Genomic DNA, 17,492 nt, shown 5'->3' on the forward strand with positions numbered 1-17,492 from the left:
GGTGGAAGGCACCCCTATTCGATCACCGGAACGTCAAGTGTCGCCCCGGTGTCGTCCGGCGTTGCCCCGGCGTCGTCGGGCGTTGCCCCGGCGTCGTCGGGCGTTGCCCCGGTGTGGTCCCGGTGTCGTCCGGAGTTCACGGCCCGGGTTCGGGTTCACTCGCCCTCCAGGTCGCCCTCGGTCTCCAGGAAGACCTGCCGCAGCTCCGCCAGCAGCGCCGGGTCCGGCTCCGCCCACAGGCCGCGCTCGGCGGCCTCCAGCAGGCGCTCCGAAATTCCGTGCAGCGCCCACGGGTTGGCCTCGGCGAAGAACTCGCGGTTGACCGGGTCGAGGACGTACTCCTCGGTGAGCTTCTCGTACATCCAGTCCGCGACCACGCCGGTGGTGGCGTCGTAGCCGAACAGGTAGTCCACCGTCGCGGCCATCTCGAAAGCACCCTTGTAGCCGTGTCGGCGCATCGCCTCCAGCCAGCGCGGATTCACCACCCGCGCCCGGAACACCCGGGCCGCCTCCTCGGTGAGCGTACGGGTGCGCACCGTCTCCGGGCGGGTCGAGTCGCCGATGTACGCCGCCGGGCTGCTGCCCGTCAGCGCGCGCACGGTGGCCACCATGCCGCCGTGGTACTGGAAGTAGTCGTCGGAATCGGCGATGTCGTGCTCGCGGGTGTCGGTGTTCTTGGCCGCCACCGTGATCCGCCGGTAAGCGCTTTCCATTTCCTCCCGGGCCGGTCGCCCGTCCAGTCCACGGCCGTACGCGTACCCGCCCCACACCGTGTACACCTCGGCCAGGTCCGCGTCGGTGCGCCAGTCCCGGCTGTCGATCAGCTGCAGCAGACCCGCGCCGTACGTGCCCGGACGGGAGCCGAACACCCGGACGGTGGCCCGGCGTTCGTCACCGTGCTCGGCCAGGTCCGCCTGCACGTGCGCCCGGACGAAGTTCTGCTCGGCGGGCTCCTCCTGGCGGGCCGCCAACCGCACCGCGTCGTCCAGCAGCGCCACCACGTGTGGGAACGCGTCCCGGAAGAACCCGGAGATGCGCAGCGTCACATCGATCCGGGGGCGGCCCAACTCGTCGAGCGGGATCGCCTCCAGACCCGTCACCCGGCGCGAAGCGTCGTCCCACACCGGGCGGACACCCAGCAGCGCGAGCGCCTCGGCAATGTCGTCACCCGCGGTGCGCATCGCGCTCGTACCCCACAGCGACAGGCCCACCGAGGACGGGAACTCCCCGTTGTTGTCGGCCCGATAACGCTCGATCAGGGACGCGGAAAGCGCTTGCCCGGTCTCCCAGGCGAGCCGGCTCGGCACCGCCTTCGGATCCACCGAGTAGAAATTCCGCCCCGTCGGCAGCACGTTGACCAGCCCGCGCAACGGCGACCCCGACGGCCCCGCCGGAACGAAGCCGCCCTGCAGCGCATGCAGCACCGCGTCCAACTCGTCCGTGGTGGCCGCGAGTCGGGGGACCACCTGGGCCGCCGCGAAAGCCAGCACCTCGGAGACGGCCGCGGGCAGACCGGCGGCGACCTTCTCCACGGCCGCCGGGTTCCAGTCCTCGGCCTCCATCGCCTCCACCAGCGCCCGCGCCTGAGCCTCGGCCGCGTCCGTCGCCCCCAGCGCCAGCGCCGCCTCGTCCAGACCGAGCGCCTCGCGCAGACCCGGCAGCGCACTCACACCGCCCCAGATCTGCCGCGCCCGCAGAATGGCCAGGACGATGTTGACCCGGTCCGCGCCACGCGGAGCCTGGCCGAGCACGTGCAGACCGTCACGGATCTGCGCGTCCTTCACCTCGCACAGCCAGCCGTCCACGTGCAGCAGGAAGTCGTCGAACCCCTCGTCCTCCGGCCGCTCCGCCAACCCCAGGTCGTGGTCCAGCTTCGCGGCCTGGATCAACGTCCAGATCTGCGCCCGGATCGCCGGCAGCTTCGCCGGATCCATCGCCGCGATGTTCGAGTGCTCGTCCAGCAGTTGCTCAAGACGCGCGATGTCACCGTACGAATCGGCCCGCGCCATCGGCGGCACCAGATGATCGACCAGCGTGGCATGCGCCCGGCGCTTCGCCTGCGTGCCCTCACCCGGATCGTTCACCAGGAACGGGTAGACGAGGGGCAGATCACCGAGGGCGGCATCCGGACCGCACTCCGCGGACAGCGCCGCCGTCTTGCCCGGCAGCCACTCCAGATTGCCGTGCTTGCCCAGGTGCACCACCGCGTGCGCACCGAACCCGCCGTCCTGCTGCGCCGCCGCGATCCAGCGGTACGCCGCCAGGTAGTGGTGGCTCGGCGGCAGGTCCGGGTCGTGGTAGATCGCCACCGGGTTCTCGCCGAACCCGCGCGGCGGCTGGATCAGGACCAGCAGATTGCCCGACCGGAGCGCGGCCAGCACGATGTCGCCGTCCGGGTTCTGCGACCGGTCCACGTACAGCTCGCCCGGCGCCGGACCCCAGTGCTCCTCCACCCGCTCGCGCAGCGCCGCCGGGAGAGTGGCGTACCAGCGCCGGTAGTCGGCGGCCGGGATGCGTATCGGGTTGCGGGCGAGCTGGTCCTCCGTCAGCCACGCCTGGTCGTAGCCGCCCGCCTCGATCAGGGCGTGGATCAGGGCGTCGCCGTCGTGGCCGTGGCCGGTGCCGGTGTGCAGGCCCGGGAGGCTGTCGCCCAGGTCCATGCCCTCCGCACGCAGCCGCTCCAGCAGCCGGATCGCCGAGGCCGGGGTGTCCAGACCGACCGCGTTGCCGACCCGCGCATGCTTGGTCGGATAAGCGGACAGGACGAGCGCGAGGCGCCGTTCGGACGCCGGAGTGTGACGCAACCGGGCATGCCGCACGGCGATCCCGGCCACCCGCGACGCACGTTCGGGGTCCGCTGCGTACACCGTAAGCCCGTCCTCGTCGACCTCCTTGAACGAGAACGGAACAGTGATCAGCCGACCGTCGAACTCCGGGACCGCCACCTGCGTCGCCGTGTCCAACGGCGACAGCCCGTCGTCGCTGCCCTCCCACTGCGCCCGCGACCAGGTCAGGCACAACGCCTGCAGGATCGGCCGGTCCAACGCCGCCAACGCCCCGGCGTCCCAAGCCTCTTCGTCACCACCCGCCTGCGCATCGGCCGGCCGGGTGCCGCCCGCCGCCAGCACCGTCGTCACGATCACATCGGCCGCACCCAGCTCCGCCAGCAACTCCGGCTCCGCGCCGCGCAACGAGGCGCAGAAGTACGCGCGGGCCTGCGCGCCCTCGTCCTCGATCGCCCGGCAGAGCGTCTCCACGAACGCAGTGTTGCCGCTCATGTGGTGCGCCCGGTAGTACAGCACCGCGACGGAAGGGCCTTCGCTCTGCGGGCGGGTGGGGCTTTCCAACGGGGTGCCGGCGGTGCGCTCCAGCGGCGTGCGGGCGGTGCGTTCCAACGGACCCCAGGACGGGGCCGAGGCCGGCGGCGCGAAACCGTGACCGGTCAGCAGCACCGTGTCCGACAGGAACGCACCCAGCTCCGCCAGGTTCGCCGGACCACCGTGCGCCAGGTACGCGTGCGCTTCCGCCGCGATGCCCGCCGGCACCGTCGACAACTCCATCAACTGCGCGTCCGGCGCCTGCTCACCCGTCAGCACCACCACCGGACGCGGCCCCGAGAGCAGCGCGTCCAGCCCCTCCTGCCAGGCCCGGCGCCCACCCAGCAGCCGCACCACCACCAGCTCGACACCCTCCAGCAGAGCGGGCAGCTCGGCGGGGTCCAGGCGCGCCGGATTGCCCCAACGGAAGCGCACCGGCCCGCTCGACGCCCGGGCACTCAGCAGGTCCGTGTCCGACGTGGACAGCAACAGGATCATGCGAAAGCCCTCCCGGGCGTCTCGAACAGCGCAAACAACGCGAACAGCGCAAACAACGCGAACAACGCGGACAGCCCGGTCGTCGGGGCACAGGTGCGGTCGAGGATGCGGAACGGCCCGATGGGCGGCACGGTAGACGTCGCGACGGACCACCCGGTGGGGACAGAGCCCACGGGCATCCGGGGCACCCGCCAGGATGCGGGCATGCGGCAGCGCATGGCACGGACCTTCCTCGGGGTCCTCGCCCCGGGCAGTGGAGGACGGCCGGAGTTCCTGGCTCCCACGGCTCACTGAGCCGCGGTCACAGTGGCGGGACCGCACCGGATTCGCACCGGACTTCCTCCGCTGTGCCGTCGCTGGCAGCGGACACCCCGAGGGGCGCCCGCCAGCATCGTACGGGTTGATGGCCCATCGGCGGGAGTGTGACCTGCGCCGCGCCTCCGCCCACGGCCCCGGGCATCCGCGCTGACCTGGGTACTTGGCCGGCGAGCGGGGAGGGAGGACGGTGGCTGGGTGATGGTCGGGGGCGAGGCCGGGTCGGTGGTCGGGGCGACTGCCGGGGCTGAGGCCGGGCCGGTGGTCGGGGCAACGATCGGGGCGACGGTCGGGGCAGTGGCGCGAATCGCGGCCATGGGTATGCTCGCCGCCATGCCACCCACACCCGACGCCCTTGCGGCACCCTTCGTCGGGCCCGACCGAGGCCGCGCCGACGCCTGCCCCGGCGCGCTCCGCCTGCACCCCGCCGAGGACGGTCACCTCGCCCGACTCCGGCTGCCCGGCGGCTACTTGACGCTTCGTCAGGTCCTCGCCCTGGCCGACGCGGCCGACGCGCTGGGTGACGGCGAAGTCGAGATCACCTCCCGCGGCAACCTCCAGTTGCGCGGCCTGCGCGAACAGTGCGCCACCGACCTCGCCGAACGACTGCGCACCGTCGGCCTGTTGCCCTCCGACACCCACGAACGCGTCCGCAACATCGTCGCCTCCCCGCTGTCCGGTCTCGACGGCCGCGGCTGCTTGGACCTCGATCTCCCGGGCTGGGTACGGGAGTTGGACGCTTCCCTGTGCGCCGCCCCCTGGGCTGCCCGACTCTCCGGCAAGTTCCTGTTCGCTCTCGACGACGGCCGCGGCGACATCGCCGCCCTCTCCGCCGATGTGACCTTGATCGCAATCGGTGGCGGCCGCGCCCTGCTGCGCCTCGGCCGCGCCCGCCACGCCACCACCGTCGACCACCCCGTATCCGCCGCCCTCGACGCCGCCCGCCACTTCCTCGACCTGGCCGCCGGCCGCGCCTGGCACCTGCGCGAAGTCCAGGACGAACTGCCGGTCGGTGACGTACCGCTGCCACGATTCGCGGCGGAGCGGCCCGCGCTGGGTGCTGTGCCCGGTGGCGGAGTGTCGGTCGGGCTGCGCTTCGGGCGCGCGACCAGCGCGCAGTGGCGACTGCTGGCGGACGTGCTGGCGTCGGCGGGTGGGGGAGCGGGCAACGATGGCCCGAGCGTGCGGCTCACCCCGTGGCGCGGAGTCGTGGTTCCCGGAGCCGGGGCGGACTGGTTGCCACGTCTCGCCGACGCGGGCTTTCGGGTCGAGTCCGGCGGCCCCTGGGAGGGCGTCAGTGCCTGCACCGGCCTGCCCGGTTGCGGGAAAGCGCTTGCGGACGTCCGGGCCCAGGCCGCCCGTGCGATTGCCGCGGTTCCGGTCGAGGGTCTGCCCGTGCACTGGTCCGGCTGCGAACGCCGCTGTGGACACCCCGCCGGCCGCTGGGTCGATGTACTGGCCACCGCGACCGGGTACCGGATCGCTGTGGATGGCCGGGGCCGGGAGATCGACCGGACCGCGTCGGGCGACAGCGGCGAGATCGTCCGTGCGGGGATCAACTCCGATGGGAGTGACCTCACCGGCGGGGGCGGCGCCGACGAGAACATCTACGCACAGATAGTCCGTGCGGGGATCAACTCGGTCGGCAGCAACACCGGAGACAGCAACACCGGAGGCAGCACCACCACCGAGTGCGACAGCACCGAGTACGACAGCATCGGGTACGACAGCACCGAGTACGACAGCACCGAGCGCGACAGCACCGAGTACGACAGCACCGAGTACGACAGCACCGAGCACGACACCACCGAGCACGACAGCACCGAGAACCACCTCGCCGAGGCAGTCGCCGAGGCGCGCAATGCCGAATGGCGGAGGACCGAATGATCGACTACGAGAAGGACGGCGCAGCCATCTACCGCCAGTCCTTCGCCACCATCCGCGCCGAGGCCGACCTCGCCGCGTTGCCTGCCGACGTGGCTCAGGTCGCGGTCCGGATGATTCACGCGTGCGGGATGACCGACCTGGTCGAGGACCTGCTGTGGTCGCCGAACGTGGTCGCCGACGCCCGGCGTGCCCTGCGGGCCGGCGCGCCGATCCTGTGTGACGTCAACATGGTTGCCAGTGGCGTGACCCGCAAGCGGTTGCCCGCTGACAACGAGGTGATCTGCACCCTCACGGACCCGTCGGTGCCCGAACTCGCCCGCGCCATGGGCACCACCCGCAGCGCGGCCGCGATGGAGCTCTGGTTGCCCCGGCTGGAGGGTTCCGTGGTTGCCGTCGGCAACGCGCCCACCTCGCTGTTCCGGCTGCTGGAGTTGATCGAGGCCGGCGCGCCCCGACCCGCCGCCGTGATCGGCGTCCCCGTCGGCTTCATCGGCGCCGCCGAGTCCAAGCAGGCCCTGGCCGAACACCCGGCCGCACTGGAACACCTGGTGGTCCGGGGCCGCCGGGGCGGCAGCGCGATCGCCGCTGCCGCGATCAACGCGATTGCGAGCGAACAGGAATGACGGAGCGTCAGGAATCTGTCGAGGCCGGTCGCTCGGCGACGACCGGGCGGCTGTACGGCGTCGGCGTAGGGCCGGGTGACCCGTCGCTGATCACGGTGCGCGCCGCCGAACTCATCGGCCGGGCCGATGTCATCGCCTACCACTGCGCACGCCACGGCCGCTCGCACGCCCGGGCCATCGCCGAGCGCTATCTGACTGGCCATCAGATAGAAGAGCGGCTGATGTACCCCGTCACCGTGGAGACCACCGACCACCCCGGCGGCTATCGGGGTGCGCTGGACGACTTCTACCAGGAGGCGTCCGACCGTCTGGCCGGGCACCTCGACGCCGGGCGCACTGTCGTGGTGCTCGCCGAGGGCGACCCGCTGTTCTACGGCTCCTACCAGCACATGCACAAGCGCCTCGCGCACCGCTACCCCACCGAGGTGGTGCCGGGCGTCACCTCCATCAGCGCTGCCGCTGCTCGCCTCGGCGCCCCGCTGGTGGAGGCCGAGGAGGTCCTGACGATCATCCCGGGCACCCTGCCGGAGGAGGAATTGACGGCGCGCCTTGCCGCCACCGACTCCGCCGTCATCATGAAGCTCGGCCGCACCTTCCCCACTGTTCGCCGCGCCCTGGAGCGGGCCGGGCGGCTGGACGAGGCCCGGTACGTCGAGCGCGCCACCATGGACGGCGAACGCACCGGCCGGCTCGCCGAGATCGACGCCGACAGCGTGCCGTACTTCTCGGTCGCCGTCCTGCCCAGCCGGGTCGCCGCCCTCGGCTCCGACGGCCGGCCCTTCGAGGCGCTGGCGGCACGCGGAGACGAACTCCCGGACGCCGAACCGGAGATGGGCGAGGTCGTGGTGGTCGGGACCGGCCCGGCCGGGCCGCTCTGGCTGACGCCCGAGGCGCGCGGGGCGCTCGCCAACGCGACCGACCTGGTCGGCTACACGACCTACCTGGACCGGGTGCCGGTCCGTGCGGGGCAGGTGCGGCACGGCTCCGACAACAAGGTCGAGGGCGTACGGGCCGAATTCGCTCTGGAGTTGGCGCGTCGGGGCCGCCGGGTCGCGGTCGTCTCCTCGGGCGACCCCGGCGTGTTCGCGATGGCCACCGCCGTGCTGGAGGCCGCCTGCCAGGACCCGTACCGGGACGTCGCCGTCCGGGTGCTGCCCGGGATGACGGCCGCGCACGCCGCCGCGTCCCGGGCCGGTGCGCCGCTCGGCCACGACTACGCGGTGATCTCGCTCTCCGACCGGCTCAAGCCCTGGGACGTGATCGCCCGCCGGCTGCGCGCCGCCGCGGCGGCCGACCTGGTGCTCGCGCTGTACAACCCCGGCTCCAAGTCCCGCACCACCCAGGTGGGTTCGGCGCGTGACCTGCTGCTGGAGTACCGCGACCCGGCGACGCCCGTGGTGATGGCCCGCGACGTGGGCGGCCCCACCGAGCGGGTCCGCACCGTCGCACTGGCCGAACTCGACCCCGCAGAAGTCGACATGCGCACCCTGCTGCTGATCGGCTCCACCCAGACCCAGTGGGTGCAGCGCGGCGACGACCGTGACGTGGTGTGGACGCCGCGCCGTTACCCGGACAGCTGATCCTTCATCAGTTCACCAGAGTGCCAAGCCAGTTGACCGCCCCGGCGACGTCCGGGGCGGTCCGCACGCTCTGTGGGGCGGGCGGGCGCTGGACGACGACCACCGGGAGACCGAGTTCGCGGGCGGCGGTCAGCTTGGGGGCGGTGGCGGCGCTGCCGCTGTCCTTGGTCACCAGGACGTCGATGCGGTGCGTCCGCAGCAACTCGCGTTCCCCTTCGAGGGTGAACGGCCCACGTTCCAGCAGGACTTCGAGGGACGCGGGCATCGGGGGCATCGGCGGCTCGACCGAACGGGCCAGGAACCAGAGGGTGTTGAGGTGCGCGAACGCGGCGATGCCCTGACGGCCGGTGGTCAGGAACACCCGGGAGCCGAGCGCGGGCAGGGCGTCGGCCGCAGCGGCCAGGCTCGGCACCGGATGCCAGCGGTCGCCGTCCTGCGGCAGCCAGCTGGGGCGGCGCAGCGCCAGCAGCGGGGTGCCGGTTTCGGTGACGGCCAGGGCTGCGTTGCGGCTCATGGTCTCGGCGAACGGGTGGGTGGCGTCGATCAGCGCGTCCACCTGGTGGGTGCGCAGCCAGGTGGCGAGGCCGGCCGGGCCGCCGAAGCCGCCGATCCGTACGTCCCCGGCGGGCAGCCGCGGTTGGGCCACCCGCCCGGCCAGTGAACTGGTCACCCGCAGGGCCGGGTCGGCGGCCAGCACGTCCGCCAGCCGGCGGGCTTCGCTGGTGCCGCCGAGGATCAGGACGTGCATGGCGGACTCCCGGGGCCGGTGCGGTACGGACACGGCCAGCCTAGCCGGGGCCGCCCGCGCCGCCCGAGGGGGAACCCGGTGGACGGCGCTGGGCGGGGCCGACGGGATGTCAGTCGGTGACGACGGCCTGGGCGTCGATCTCCACCAGCATGGGCTCCTGCGGGAGTTCGACGAACACGGTGGTGCGGCACGGCTTGACGCCACCCGGCTTGATGTTCTCGTCGATGAACTCGGCGTAGACCTCGTTCATCAGCGGGAAGTCGGCGCGCTTGGTGAGGTAGACGCGGAACATCACGACGTCCTCGATGGTCGCGCCGCCGGCCTCGACGATGGCCTTGACGTTCTCCAGGGTGCGGCGGGTCTGGGCCTTCACATCGCCGTGGTGGAGGTACTCGCCGGTGGCCGGGTCCTGCGGGCCCTGGCCGGAGACCTGGAGGATCGGGCCCTTGCGGACGCCCTGCGAGAACATCCAGGCCGGGGCGGGCGCGCCGTCGGTGCGGATCTCGGTCTTGTCGCTCATGTGCGGTGCTCCAGAAGGGAGGTGACGGATCGTCAGAAACGATTTGGCCGGAGACGGTGTTCGTCAGGACGGGAAGCCGCGGGCGGGAAGGCCCGCGTCGGCGGAGATCGCCCGGGTGCAGGCGAGCAGTTGGGGGAGCAGGTCGAGGACCTGCTCGTAGGGGAGGACGACGTCCGGCACGGAGATGGACGCTGCGGCGACCACCCGGCCGGAGACGTCCCGGATCGGCGCGGCCACGCAGTTGATGAACGCCTCGTGCTCGGCATGGTCCTGCGCCCAGCCCTGCGCGGCGACCTGCTCCAGTTCGGCGAGCAGGGCGTGCGGGGTGGTGAGGGTGTTGGGCGTGTGGACGGTGAACTCGATGGTGTCCACCACCCGGCGGCGCTCGGCCGGCGGCAGGTCGGCCAACAGGACCTTCGCCACGGCCGTGTTGTGCAGCGCGGCCCGCAGCCCGATCCGCGAGTACATCCGCACCGGGTGCCGCGAGTCGTACTTGTCGATGTAGACCACCTCGCCGCCCTCGTACGCGGCCAGATGCACGGTCTGGCCGGTTGCCGCGTTCAGCTCCGCCAGGTGCGGCGCGGCGGTGCGACGGATGCCGCGCTGCTCCAGCGCGAGGCTGGACAGCGCGAACAGGCCCGCGCCCAGGTGGTAGCGGTACTGGGCGTCGCGGTGGACGAACCGTTCCGCCTCCATGGTCTGCAGCAGCCGCAGCACGGTGGTCTTGTGCACGCCGATCAGGTCGGCCAGCTGGTCCAGGGAGCGTTCGCCCTCGCCGAGTTCGGTGAGCAGGCGCAGGGCGCGGGTGACGGTCTGACTCATGGGTGTCCCGATGTTCCGAGGGTTTCGAGGGCTTCGGGGAGGTTACGGGCTCCGACACCGGCCGCGGCCGCGGGGTCGGTGACAGCGGCAGTGGTGAGCGCGGGGGAGACGATGCCGGACGCGCAGACGCGGGTCGCGGCCCAGTCCCGCTCGTCGGCGGCGAGCAGCGCGGCCACCGTGCGGGCGTCCGGGAGGGTGCCGTGGTCGGTGGGCGCGGTCAGCGCGCCGGCTGCCGACAGGTGGCCGAGGCGCAGCCGGGAGCGCTGGTCGAGCCCGCGCAAGGTGCCGGCGAGGTAGCCGGCCGCGAACGCGTCGCCCGCGCCGGTGGGTTCGACCACCTCGACGGCGAGCGCGGGCTCGGTGACCGAACCACCGTTGCGGTCGAGTGCGGTGACGAGGTGTCCGGCATCCTTGACGACCAGCACGGAAGGAGAGGGAAAGCGCTTTCTCAGCGCGGTCGGATCGCCGGTGCCGAACGCGTCCTCGGCCTCGTCCGCGCCGAGCAGCAGCACATCGGCGGCGTCCAGCAGGGCGGGCAGCACCGACGGGTCGCGGCGGCGCCACAGCACGGGGCGCCAGTTGAGGTCGAAGGAGACCAGCCGGCCCGGGCGGCGGCGGGCCAGCAGGGCGCGCACCAGGGCGAGGCAGTCGTCGGAGAGCGCCGGCGTGATGCCCGTCAGGTGCAGCAGCGGGGCGCGGTCCAGCAGCGCGGCGGCCACCGGGTCGTCCAGCAGGGCGGGGGAGAGCGCGGAGGCCGCCGAGCCGGTGCGGTAGTAGTGCAGGCGGGAGCGGCCCGCGCCGAGGTCGTGCGGGAGCCCGGAGCCGCCGGTCTCCTTCAGGTACACGCCGGTCGGGCGGTGCGGGTCCACCGCGACGGCCGAGACGTCCACGCCCGCCGCCGCCAGGTCGCCGGTGAGACGGCGGCCGAAACCGTCCGCGCCGACCCGGCTGATCCAGGCGGCCGGCACGCCGAGCCCCGCGAGTGCCGCGGCGACATTGGACTCGGCGCCGCCCACCGAGGGCCGGAACGCGCCGACGGCCTCGAACGGTCCCGGCCGGTCGGGCAGCAGCGCCGCCATCGACTCGCCCAGGCACACCGCCCGGGCGACCGCCGCCCCGCCGTCCTGATCCGCCATCAATCCCGCTCCCTCACCCTCGGGCCCGCAGCCCCCGCTCCCACCAACAGCGGCCCGCGCGGCCGTCGCTCGGCGGTGAGCCCCGGTGCTGCGTACCTGGTGGGAAGGGTGGACGGGCCGCGTCGCGGTCCGTTGACCCCCGTCCGGCGTGAATGCTAGAACCGTAACACCAGCATGCGCAATAGAGGTTGCGCATGTTGCAACGTCCCAGCTCGTCGGTGGGCCGGGATCGGAACGGAGGCACGGCCATGAGCAACAGGGCGGCACACCAGCACACCGGACACCACTCCTTCGCGGACCCCGCCCACGGGCCCGGCATCGACCCCGCCGCCGTCGCCGCACTCGCCGACGAGACACTCGACTGGCGCTTCAAAGCCGTCCCCGCCGACGCCTGGGGCCACACCGTCCGCGACTGGCTCGCCACCCGCCCCACCCTCGACACCCTCGGCACCCCGCTGCTCACCCTCGACGCCGCCGCCCTCGACCACAACCTGCACACCATGGCCGCCTGGTGCCGTGACGCCGGCGTACTGCTCGCCCCGCACGGCAAAACCACCATGGCCCCCGCCCTCTGGCAGGCCCAACTCGCCGCCGGCGCCCACGCCATCACCCTCGCCAACCTGCCCCAACTGCGCGTCGCCCGCGCCTTCGGCGTCCAGCGCCTGCTGCTCGCCAACACCCTGCTCGACCCCGCCGGCCTCGCCTGGCTCGCCGCCGAACTCGACCGCGACCCCGAGTTCGCCTTCACCTCCTGGGCCGACTCCGCAGACAGCGTCCGGCAGATGGACGCCGCCCTGCGCGCCGCCGGCGCCACCCGTCCCGTCGAAGTCCTGGTCGAACTCGGCGGCCCCGGCGGCCGCACCGGCGCCCGCGGCATCCCCGCCGCCCTCGACGTCGCCGCCGCCGTGCACGCCGCCCCCACCCTCCGGCTGGCCGGCGTCGGCGGCTACGAAGGCGCCCTCGCCCACGACGCCTCCGACCGCGCCCTCGACACCGTACGCGCCTACCTGCGCGACCTCGCCGACCTGCACCGCCGCCTCGCCCCCGACTACCCCACCCCCACCCCCGTCGTCACCGCCGGCGGCAGCGCCTACTTCGACACCGTCGCCCAGGAGTTGAACCCGCTCACCGCCGACGTCCCCGGCACCCGCCTCATCGTCCGGGCCGGCGCCTACCTCGCCCACGACGACGGCTTCTACCGCGGCATCTCCCCACTCGCCCGCACCACTGGAGCCACCCCCCTGCACTCCGCCATGCACGGCTGGGCCCGCGTCGTCTCCCACCCCGAACCCCAACTCGCCCTGCTGGACGCCGGAAAGCGCGACCTACCGTTCGACGAAGGCCTGCCCGAACCGCAACTCGTCCGGGGCGCCGGAGAGTTGAGCGGAGCAGAAGTCACCGCACTCAACGACCAGCACACCTTCCTGCGCGGCGCCGGCGACGCCGCCCCGATCGGCGCCGTCGTCCGACTCGGCCTCTCCCACCCCTGCACCGCCTTCGACAAGTGGAACCTGATCCCCGTCCTCGACCACGCCGACACCGAACACCCGCGCGTGGTCGACCTGGTGAGGACCTACTTCTGATGCCCGACCTCCTGCTGCGCGGCGCCACCGTCATCGACGGCACCGGCGCCGACCGCTACCGCGCCGACGTCACCGTCACCTCCGACGGACACATCGACGCGATAGGCCACGGCCTCACCGCCCGCCGCACCATCGACGCCGACGGCCTCGTCCTCGCCCCCGGCTTCATCGACCTGCACGCCCACTCCGACCTGAGCCTGCTCGTCGAACCCGACCACCCCTCCCGGACCACCCAAGGCATCACCCTCGACGTCCTCGGCCAGGACGGACTGTCCTACGCCCCCGCCGACGACACCACCCTCGCCGCGCTGCGCCGCCAACTCGCAGGCTGGAACGGCGATCCCGACGGATTCGACTGGAACTGGCGCACCGTCGGCCAGTACCTCGACCGCCTCGACCGGGCCATCGGCGTCAACGCCTGCTACCTCGCCCCGCACGGCACCATCCGGATGCTCGCCACGGGTTGGGACAACCGTCCACCGAGCGACGCCGAACTCGACCGGATGCGAGCCCTGTTGGACCAGGCGCTGGCGGACGGCGCGGTCGGCATGTCCACCGGACTCAGCTACACCCCCGGCATGTACGCCGACACCGCCGAACTCGTCGCCCTGTGCCGGATCGTCGCCGCCCGCGGCGGCTACCACGCCCCGCACCAACGCTCGTACGGCGCAGGCGCATTGGAAGGCTACGCGGAAATGCTGGAGATCTCCCGGCGCTCCGGCTGCCCGCTGCACCTCACCCACGCCACGATGAACTTCGGCGTCAACGAAGGCCGCGCCGACGAGTTCCTCGCCCTGATCGACACCGCCCTCGCCGAGGGAATCGACGTCACCCTCGACAGCTACCCCTACCTGCCCGGATCCACCACCCTGGCCGCCCTGCTGCCCAGTTGGTCCACCGAAGGCGGCCCCGAAGCCACCCTGGCCCGCCTCGCCGACCCCGCCGCCCGCGAGCGCATCCGCGCCGACGTCGAAGAACACGGCAGCGACGGCTGCCACGGCGTGGTCACCGACTGGGACACCATCCAGATCTCCGGCGTCCGCAACACCGCCCTCGCCGCCGTCGTCGGCCGCAAGATCTCCGAACTCGCCGCCGAACAGGGCCGCACCGGCACCGAGGTGTTCTTCGAACTGCTGCTCGCCGACCAGTTGGGCACCACGATCCTCCAGCACGTCGGCCACGAGGAGAACGTCCGCGCCATCATGCGCCACCCCGCGCACACCGTCGGCAGTGACGGCCTGCTCGTCGGCGCCCGCCCCCACCCCCGCGCCTGGGGCACCTTCCCGCGGTGTCTCGGCCACTACAGCCGGGACTTGGGCGTCCTGACGCTGGAAGAGACGATCGCCCGAATGACCGGCCGCCCCGCCCGCCGCCTGCGCCTCGACCGGCGCGGACTGATCCGGCCCGGCCACCACGCCGACCTGGTCCTCTTCGACCCGCAGACCGTCCGCGACACCGCCACGTTCGACCACCCTCGCCGACCCGCCGACGGCATCGCCCACGTCCTGGTCGGCGGCATCCCCGCCCTCACCGACGGCAAGCCGACCGGCGAACTGGCGGGGCGGGCGCTGCGACGTGACGCGGACGGGCTGGTGCGGGCGGTGAACTGACGACCCGTCAGAGAGCTACTACCGGACGTCTTTCAGGAAACAGGAGTTGGGGAGCATGGGGACCGAACTGACCGACCTGCGCGCGGCGTTGGCCGCACAGCCCGTGATAGCCGTGGTGCGGGCGCCGGTGATTCCCGACGCGGTCGCGCTGTGCGAAGCACTCGCCGAGGGCGGCATCGCCTGGACCGAACTCACCTTCACCACACCGGACGTGACCCGCCACGTCGCCACCGCCGCGAAGGCCGGCTGCCGGATCGGCGTCGGCACCGTCCTCACCGCCGAGCAGGCCCACGAAGGAATCGACGCCGGAGCGCGCTTCCTGGTCACCCCCGGCCTGCGCCCCGCCGTCGCCACCGTCGCCCACGAGGCCGAAATCCCCGTCGTGATGGGCGCACTGACCCCCAGCGAGGTCGCCGACGCGCTCGACCTCGGCGCCGCCGCCGTGAAGATCTTCCCCGCGAAGGCGTTCGGCCCCGGCTACTTCAAGGACCTGCACGGCCCCTACCCCCGCATCCCTCTGGTCGCCTCCGGCGGCGTCAACGCCACCAACGCCAAGGCATTCCTCGACCACGGCGCCCTCGCCGTCTGCGCCGGCACCGACGTCGTCCCCCCGCAGACCGTCGCCGACGGCGACTGGGCCGAGATCACCCGCCGCGCCAAGGCGTTCATCGCCTCGCTCGACTGAGAGCGGCCGGGGCGGCGGTCGGGCGGCGGTCGGCGACGGTCTGCGGTGGTTGGCGACGGTCTGCGGAAGGACGGGAAAGCGCTTACCGGCTGCGGGTGGTGGAGTACAGGTGGCTGTCGCGGAACTCGGTCGCGGCCAGGGTGCGGCCGACGATGATCACGGCGGTGCGGAGCACACCTGCGGCCTTGACCTGGACGGCGATGTCGGCCAGGGTGCCGCGCAGCACCAGTTCGTCCGGGCGGCTGGCCAGCGCCACCACTGCGGCGGGGCAGTCCGGTCCGTAGTGCGGGAGGAGTTCGTCCACCACGCTGTCCACGTAGCGGGCCGCCAGGTGCAGGACGAGCAGGGCGCCGCTCCTGCCGAGGACGGCCAGCTCCTCGCCGGGCGGCATCGGCGTCGCCTGGCGGGCCACCCGGGTCAGGATCACCGTCTGGCCGACCGTCGGGACCGTCAACTCCCGCTTCAGTGCCGCCGCGGCCGCCGCGAACGCCGGGACGCCCGGGACCACCTCGTACGGAATGTCCGCCGCGTCCAGGCGGCGCATCTGCTCCGCCATCGCCGAGAACACCGAGGGGTCGCCCGAGTGCAGCCGCGCCACGTCCTGGCCCTCGGCGTGCGCGCGGACGATCTCCGCGATGATCTGGTCGAGGTCGAGGTTCGCGGTGTCCACCAGCCGCGCCCCTGGCGGGCAGTCGGCCAGCAACTCCGCCGGCACCAGGCTCCCCGCGTACAGGCACACCCCGCACGCCGCCAGCGTCCGCTGCCCGCGCACCGTGATCAGATCGGCCGCACCCGGACCGGCACCGATGAAATAGACCGTCACTTCGCTGCTCCTCCGATTTCCTCGGCCGCACCGGACACCCCGGCGCCGCCGCCCTTGACCACGCTCCACTGAGTCACCGGCATTGCCTGCCGCCACCCCGTGAACCCGCCCACCGGCACCGCGTGCGCGACGCTCAGCTTCACCAACTCCCCGCCGTGGCGCCGGTACCACTGCGTGAGCAGCGCCTCCGACTCCAGCGTCACCGTGTTCGCCACCAGTCGCCCACCGGGCCGCAGCGCTGCCCAGCAGGCCTCCAGCACACCCGGCACGGTCAGCCCGCCACCGATGAACACCGCGTCCGGGACGTCCAGTTCGGCCAGCGCCGTCGGTGCCGCGCCGTGCACCACCCGCAGCCGGGGCACCCCCAGTGCCGCCGCGTTGCGGACGATCCGCTCCGCCCGCACCTGGTCCCGCTCCACGCTCACGGCCCGGCAACTGCGGTGCGCCCTAAGCCATTCGATGCCGATCGAGCCGGAGCCGCCGCCGATGTCCCAGAGCAGCTCGCCCGGCGCCGGGCCGAGCGCCGCGAGCGTCGCCGCGCGAATATGACGCTTCGTCAACTGCCCATCGGATTCGAAGAGTTCGTCGCGCAGGCCGGAAGTCAGCTGCTGGCGCGGCGCGTTCGGATCGGCGGCCGCGCAGTCGATCGCCAGTACGTTCAGCGGATCGCCCGGCGGCAGCGACCAGCCGTCCGCCACTCCCTCGCGCACCGCCTCGGCCAGGCCACCGAGTTGCTCCAGTACCCGCACCCGGCTGGGGCCGAAGCCGCGTTCCGTCAGCAGCTCTGCGACCAGTGCCGGGGTCGAGGCGTTCGCGCTCAGCACGAGTATGCGGCGGCCCTGGTAGAGCGCGGCGTGCAGCGACTCGGGGGCGCGGCCGACCAGCGTCACCACCTCGGTCTCCTCCACCGCCCAGCCCAGCCGGGCGCACGCCAGTGACACGGAGGACAGATGCGGCAGCACCCGCAGCGACTCGGCCGGCACCCCGCACTCGATCAGCGTCCGGCCGATCCCGTAGAACATCGGATCGCCGCTCGCCAGCACCACCAACCGCCGCCCCGCGAAACGATTCAGCAGCCCCGGCACCGACGGCCGCAACGGCGACGGCCATGGCACCCGATCTGCCGTCACCTCGGCCGGCAGCAGCGCCAACTGCCGTGCCCCGCCCAGCACCGCCTCCGCCGAGTGCAAGGCATCCCGGGCCGCCTCCGACAGCCCCGACCAGCCATCCGCACCGACCCCCACCACGGTGATCGCAGACACGCGCAAACTCCTCACAGCTCGGGGGACGGGCAGCCGCAGCCTACCGGCAGCAGACCGTCATACCCCCCACGAGCTGCGGAGAT

General features: G+C 72.9%; 13 protein-coding genes and 1 riboswitch. Of the genes, 6 read left to right on the forward strand and 7 right to left on the reverse strand.

Annotated elements, in window-relative coordinates; genetic code table 11:
• Positions 1–155: 155 nt before the first annotated feature.
• Positions 156–3,815, reverse strand: a complete 3,660-nt coding sequence (cobN, locus tag ACZ6R9_RS12115) for a cobaltochelatase subunit CobN (RefSeq protein ID WP_465538099.1) — start codon at positions 3,813–3,815, stop codon at positions 156–158.
• Between the two features lie 262 nt (positions 3,816–4,077).
• A riboswitch (cobalamin riboswitch) is annotated at positions 4,078–4,186 on the reverse strand.
• A gap of 277 nt (positions 4,187–4,463) precedes the next feature.
• Between cobN and ACZ6R9_RS12120 the strand changes: the two genes are divergently transcribed.
• The 3 genes from ACZ6R9_RS12120 to ACZ6R9_RS12130 are packed head-to-tail and all read left to right on the forward strand — an operon-like array spanning position 4,464 to position 8,220.
• Positions 4,464–6,017, forward strand: a complete 1,554-nt coding sequence (locus ACZ6R9_RS12120; RefSeq protein WP_465538100.1) for a hypothetical protein — start codon at positions 4,464–4,466, stop codon at positions 6,015–6,017.
• The gene (locus tag ACZ6R9_RS12125) at positions 6,014–6,640 is read left to right on the forward strand and encodes a precorrin-8X methylmutase (RefSeq protein ID WP_465538101.1); all 627 of its coding nucleotides are present in this window, start codon (positions 6,014–6,016) and stop codon (positions 6,638–6,640) included. Before ACZ6R9_RS12120 ends, ACZ6R9_RS12125 begins: the two co-directional genes overlap by 4 nt.
• The gene (locus ACZ6R9_RS12130) at positions 6,637–8,220 is read left to right on the forward strand and encodes a precorrin-2 C(20)-methyltransferase (protein ID WP_465538102.1); all 1,584 of its coding nucleotides are present in this window, start codon (positions 6,637–6,639) and stop codon (positions 8,218–8,220) included. Before ACZ6R9_RS12125 ends, ACZ6R9_RS12130 begins: the two co-directional genes overlap by 4 nt.
• Before the next feature lie 7 nt (positions 8,221–8,227).
• Here ACZ6R9_RS12130 and ACZ6R9_RS12135 read toward each other — a convergent pair whose 3' ends face one another.
• The 4 genes from ACZ6R9_RS12135 to ACZ6R9_RS12150 all read right to left on the reverse strand — a co-directional run bounded on the left by ACZ6R9_RS12135 (position 8,228) and on the right by ACZ6R9_RS12150 (position 11,446).
• Complete coding sequence (locus ACZ6R9_RS12135; protein ID WP_465538103.1) at positions 8,228–8,968, reverse strand: cobalt-precorrin-6A reductase; 741 nt, start codon at positions 8,966–8,968, stop codon at positions 8,228–8,230.
• 109 nt (positions 8,969–9,077) lie between these two features.
• The gene (locus tag ACZ6R9_RS12140; protein WP_380483990.1) at positions 9,078–9,488 is read right to left on the reverse strand and encodes a RidA family protein; all 411 of its coding nucleotides are present in this window, start codon (positions 9,486–9,488) and stop codon (positions 9,078–9,080) included.
• Between the two features lie 63 nt (positions 9,489–9,551).
• Positions 9,552–10,310, reverse strand: a complete 759-nt coding sequence (locus tag ACZ6R9_RS12145) for an IclR family transcriptional regulator (protein ID WP_465538104.1) — start codon at positions 10,308–10,310, stop codon at positions 9,552–9,554.
• Positions 10,307–11,446 carry a sugar kinase gene (locus ACZ6R9_RS12150; protein WP_465538105.1) on the reverse strand — a complete coding sequence of 380 codons (1,140 nt, stop codon included), beginning with the start codon at positions 11,444–11,446 and terminating at the stop codon, positions 10,307–10,309. The genes ACZ6R9_RS12145 and ACZ6R9_RS12150 overlap by 4 nt, the downstream gene beginning before the upstream one ends.
• A gap of 248 nt (positions 11,447–11,694) precedes the next feature.
• Here ACZ6R9_RS12150 and ACZ6R9_RS12155 point away from each other — a divergent pair, with 248 nt between their 5' ends.
• From ACZ6R9_RS12155 to ACZ6R9_RS12165, 3 genes are read left to right on the forward strand one after another with little or no spacing between them, the layout of a single operon-like run.
• Positions 11,695–13,029 carry a type III PLP-dependent enzyme domain-containing protein gene (locus tag ACZ6R9_RS12155; protein WP_465538106.1) on the forward strand — a complete coding sequence of 445 codons (1,335 nt, stop codon included), beginning with the start codon at positions 11,695–11,697 and terminating at the stop codon, positions 13,027–13,029.
• The gene (locus ACZ6R9_RS12160) at positions 13,029–14,639 is read left to right on the forward strand and encodes an N-acyl-D-amino-acid deacylase family protein (RefSeq protein WP_465538107.1); all 1,611 of its coding nucleotides are present in this window, start codon (positions 13,029–13,031) and stop codon (positions 14,637–14,639) included. The genes ACZ6R9_RS12155 and ACZ6R9_RS12160 overlap by 1 nt, the downstream gene beginning before the upstream one ends.
• A gap of 55 nt (positions 14,640–14,694) precedes the next feature.
• The gene (locus ACZ6R9_RS12165; RefSeq protein ID WP_465538108.1) at positions 14,695–15,324 is read left to right on the forward strand and encodes a bifunctional 4-hydroxy-2-oxoglutarate aldolase/2-dehydro-3-deoxy-phosphogluconate aldolase; all 630 of its coding nucleotides are present in this window, start codon (positions 14,695–14,697) and stop codon (positions 15,322–15,324) included.
• Between the two features lie 82 nt (positions 15,325–15,406).
• Here ACZ6R9_RS12165 and cobM read toward each other — a convergent pair whose 3' ends face one another.
• Entirely contained in the window at positions 15,407–16,147 is a 741-nt protein-coding gene (gene cobM, locus ACZ6R9_RS12170; protein ID WP_380484002.1) for a precorrin-4 C(11)-methyltransferase, read from the reverse strand.
• Positions 16,144–17,409 carry a precorrin-6y C5,15-methyltransferase (decarboxylating) subunit CbiE gene (gene cbiE, locus ACZ6R9_RS12175; RefSeq protein ID WP_465538109.1) on the reverse strand — a complete coding sequence of 422 codons (1,266 nt, stop codon included), beginning with the start codon at positions 17,407–17,409 and terminating at the stop codon, positions 16,144–16,146. The genes cobM and cbiE overlap by 4 nt, the downstream gene beginning before the upstream one ends.
• Positions 17,410–17,492 lie beyond the last annotated feature (83 nt).

It is taken from the genome of Kitasatospora sp. NPDC048662 (assembly GCF_055587065.1).

Coding starts and splice junctions, on each gene's coding strand:
- ACZ6R9_RS12145 (WP_465538104.1), bottom strand. CDS start 10,310: ATGAGTCAGACCGTCACCCGCGCCCTGCGCCTGCTCACCGAACTCGGC.
- ACZ6R9_RS12130 (WP_465538102.1), top strand. CDS start 6,637: ATGACGGAGCGTCAGGAATCTGTCGAGGCCGGTCGCTCGGCGACGACC.
- ACZ6R9_RS12125 (WP_465538101.1), top strand. CDS start 6,014: ATGATCGACTACGAGAAGGACGGCGCAGCCATCTACCGCCAGTCCTTC.
- ACZ6R9_RS12160 (WP_465538107.1), top strand. CDS start 13,029: ATGCCCGACCTCCTGCTGCGCGGCGCCACCGTCATCGACGGCACCGGC.
- ACZ6R9_RS12165 (WP_465538108.1), top strand. CDS start 14,695: ATGGGGACCGAACTGACCGACCTGCGCGCGGCGTTGGCCGCACAGCCC.
- cobN (WP_465538099.1), bottom strand. CDS start 3,815: ATGATCCTGTTGCTGTCCACGTCGGACACGGACCTGCTGAGTGCCCGG.
- ACZ6R9_RS12140 (WP_380483990.1), bottom strand. CDS start 9,488: ATGAGCGACAAGACCGAGATCCGCACCGACGGCGCGCCCGCCCCGGCC.
- ACZ6R9_RS12135 (WP_465538103.1), bottom strand. CDS start 8,968: ATGCACGTCCTGATCCTCGGCGGCACCAGCGAAGCCCGCCGGCTGGCG.
- ACZ6R9_RS12155 (WP_465538106.1), top strand. CDS start 11,695: ATGAGCAACAGGGCGGCACACCAGCACACCGGACACCACTCCTTCGCG.
- ACZ6R9_RS12150 (WP_465538105.1), bottom strand. CDS start 11,446: ATGGCGGATCAGGACGGCGGGGCGGCGGTCGCCCGGGCGGTGTGCCTG.
- ACZ6R9_RS12120 (WP_465538100.1), top strand. CDS start 4,464: ATGCCACCCACACCCGACGCCCTTGCGGCACCCTTCGTCGGGCCCGAC.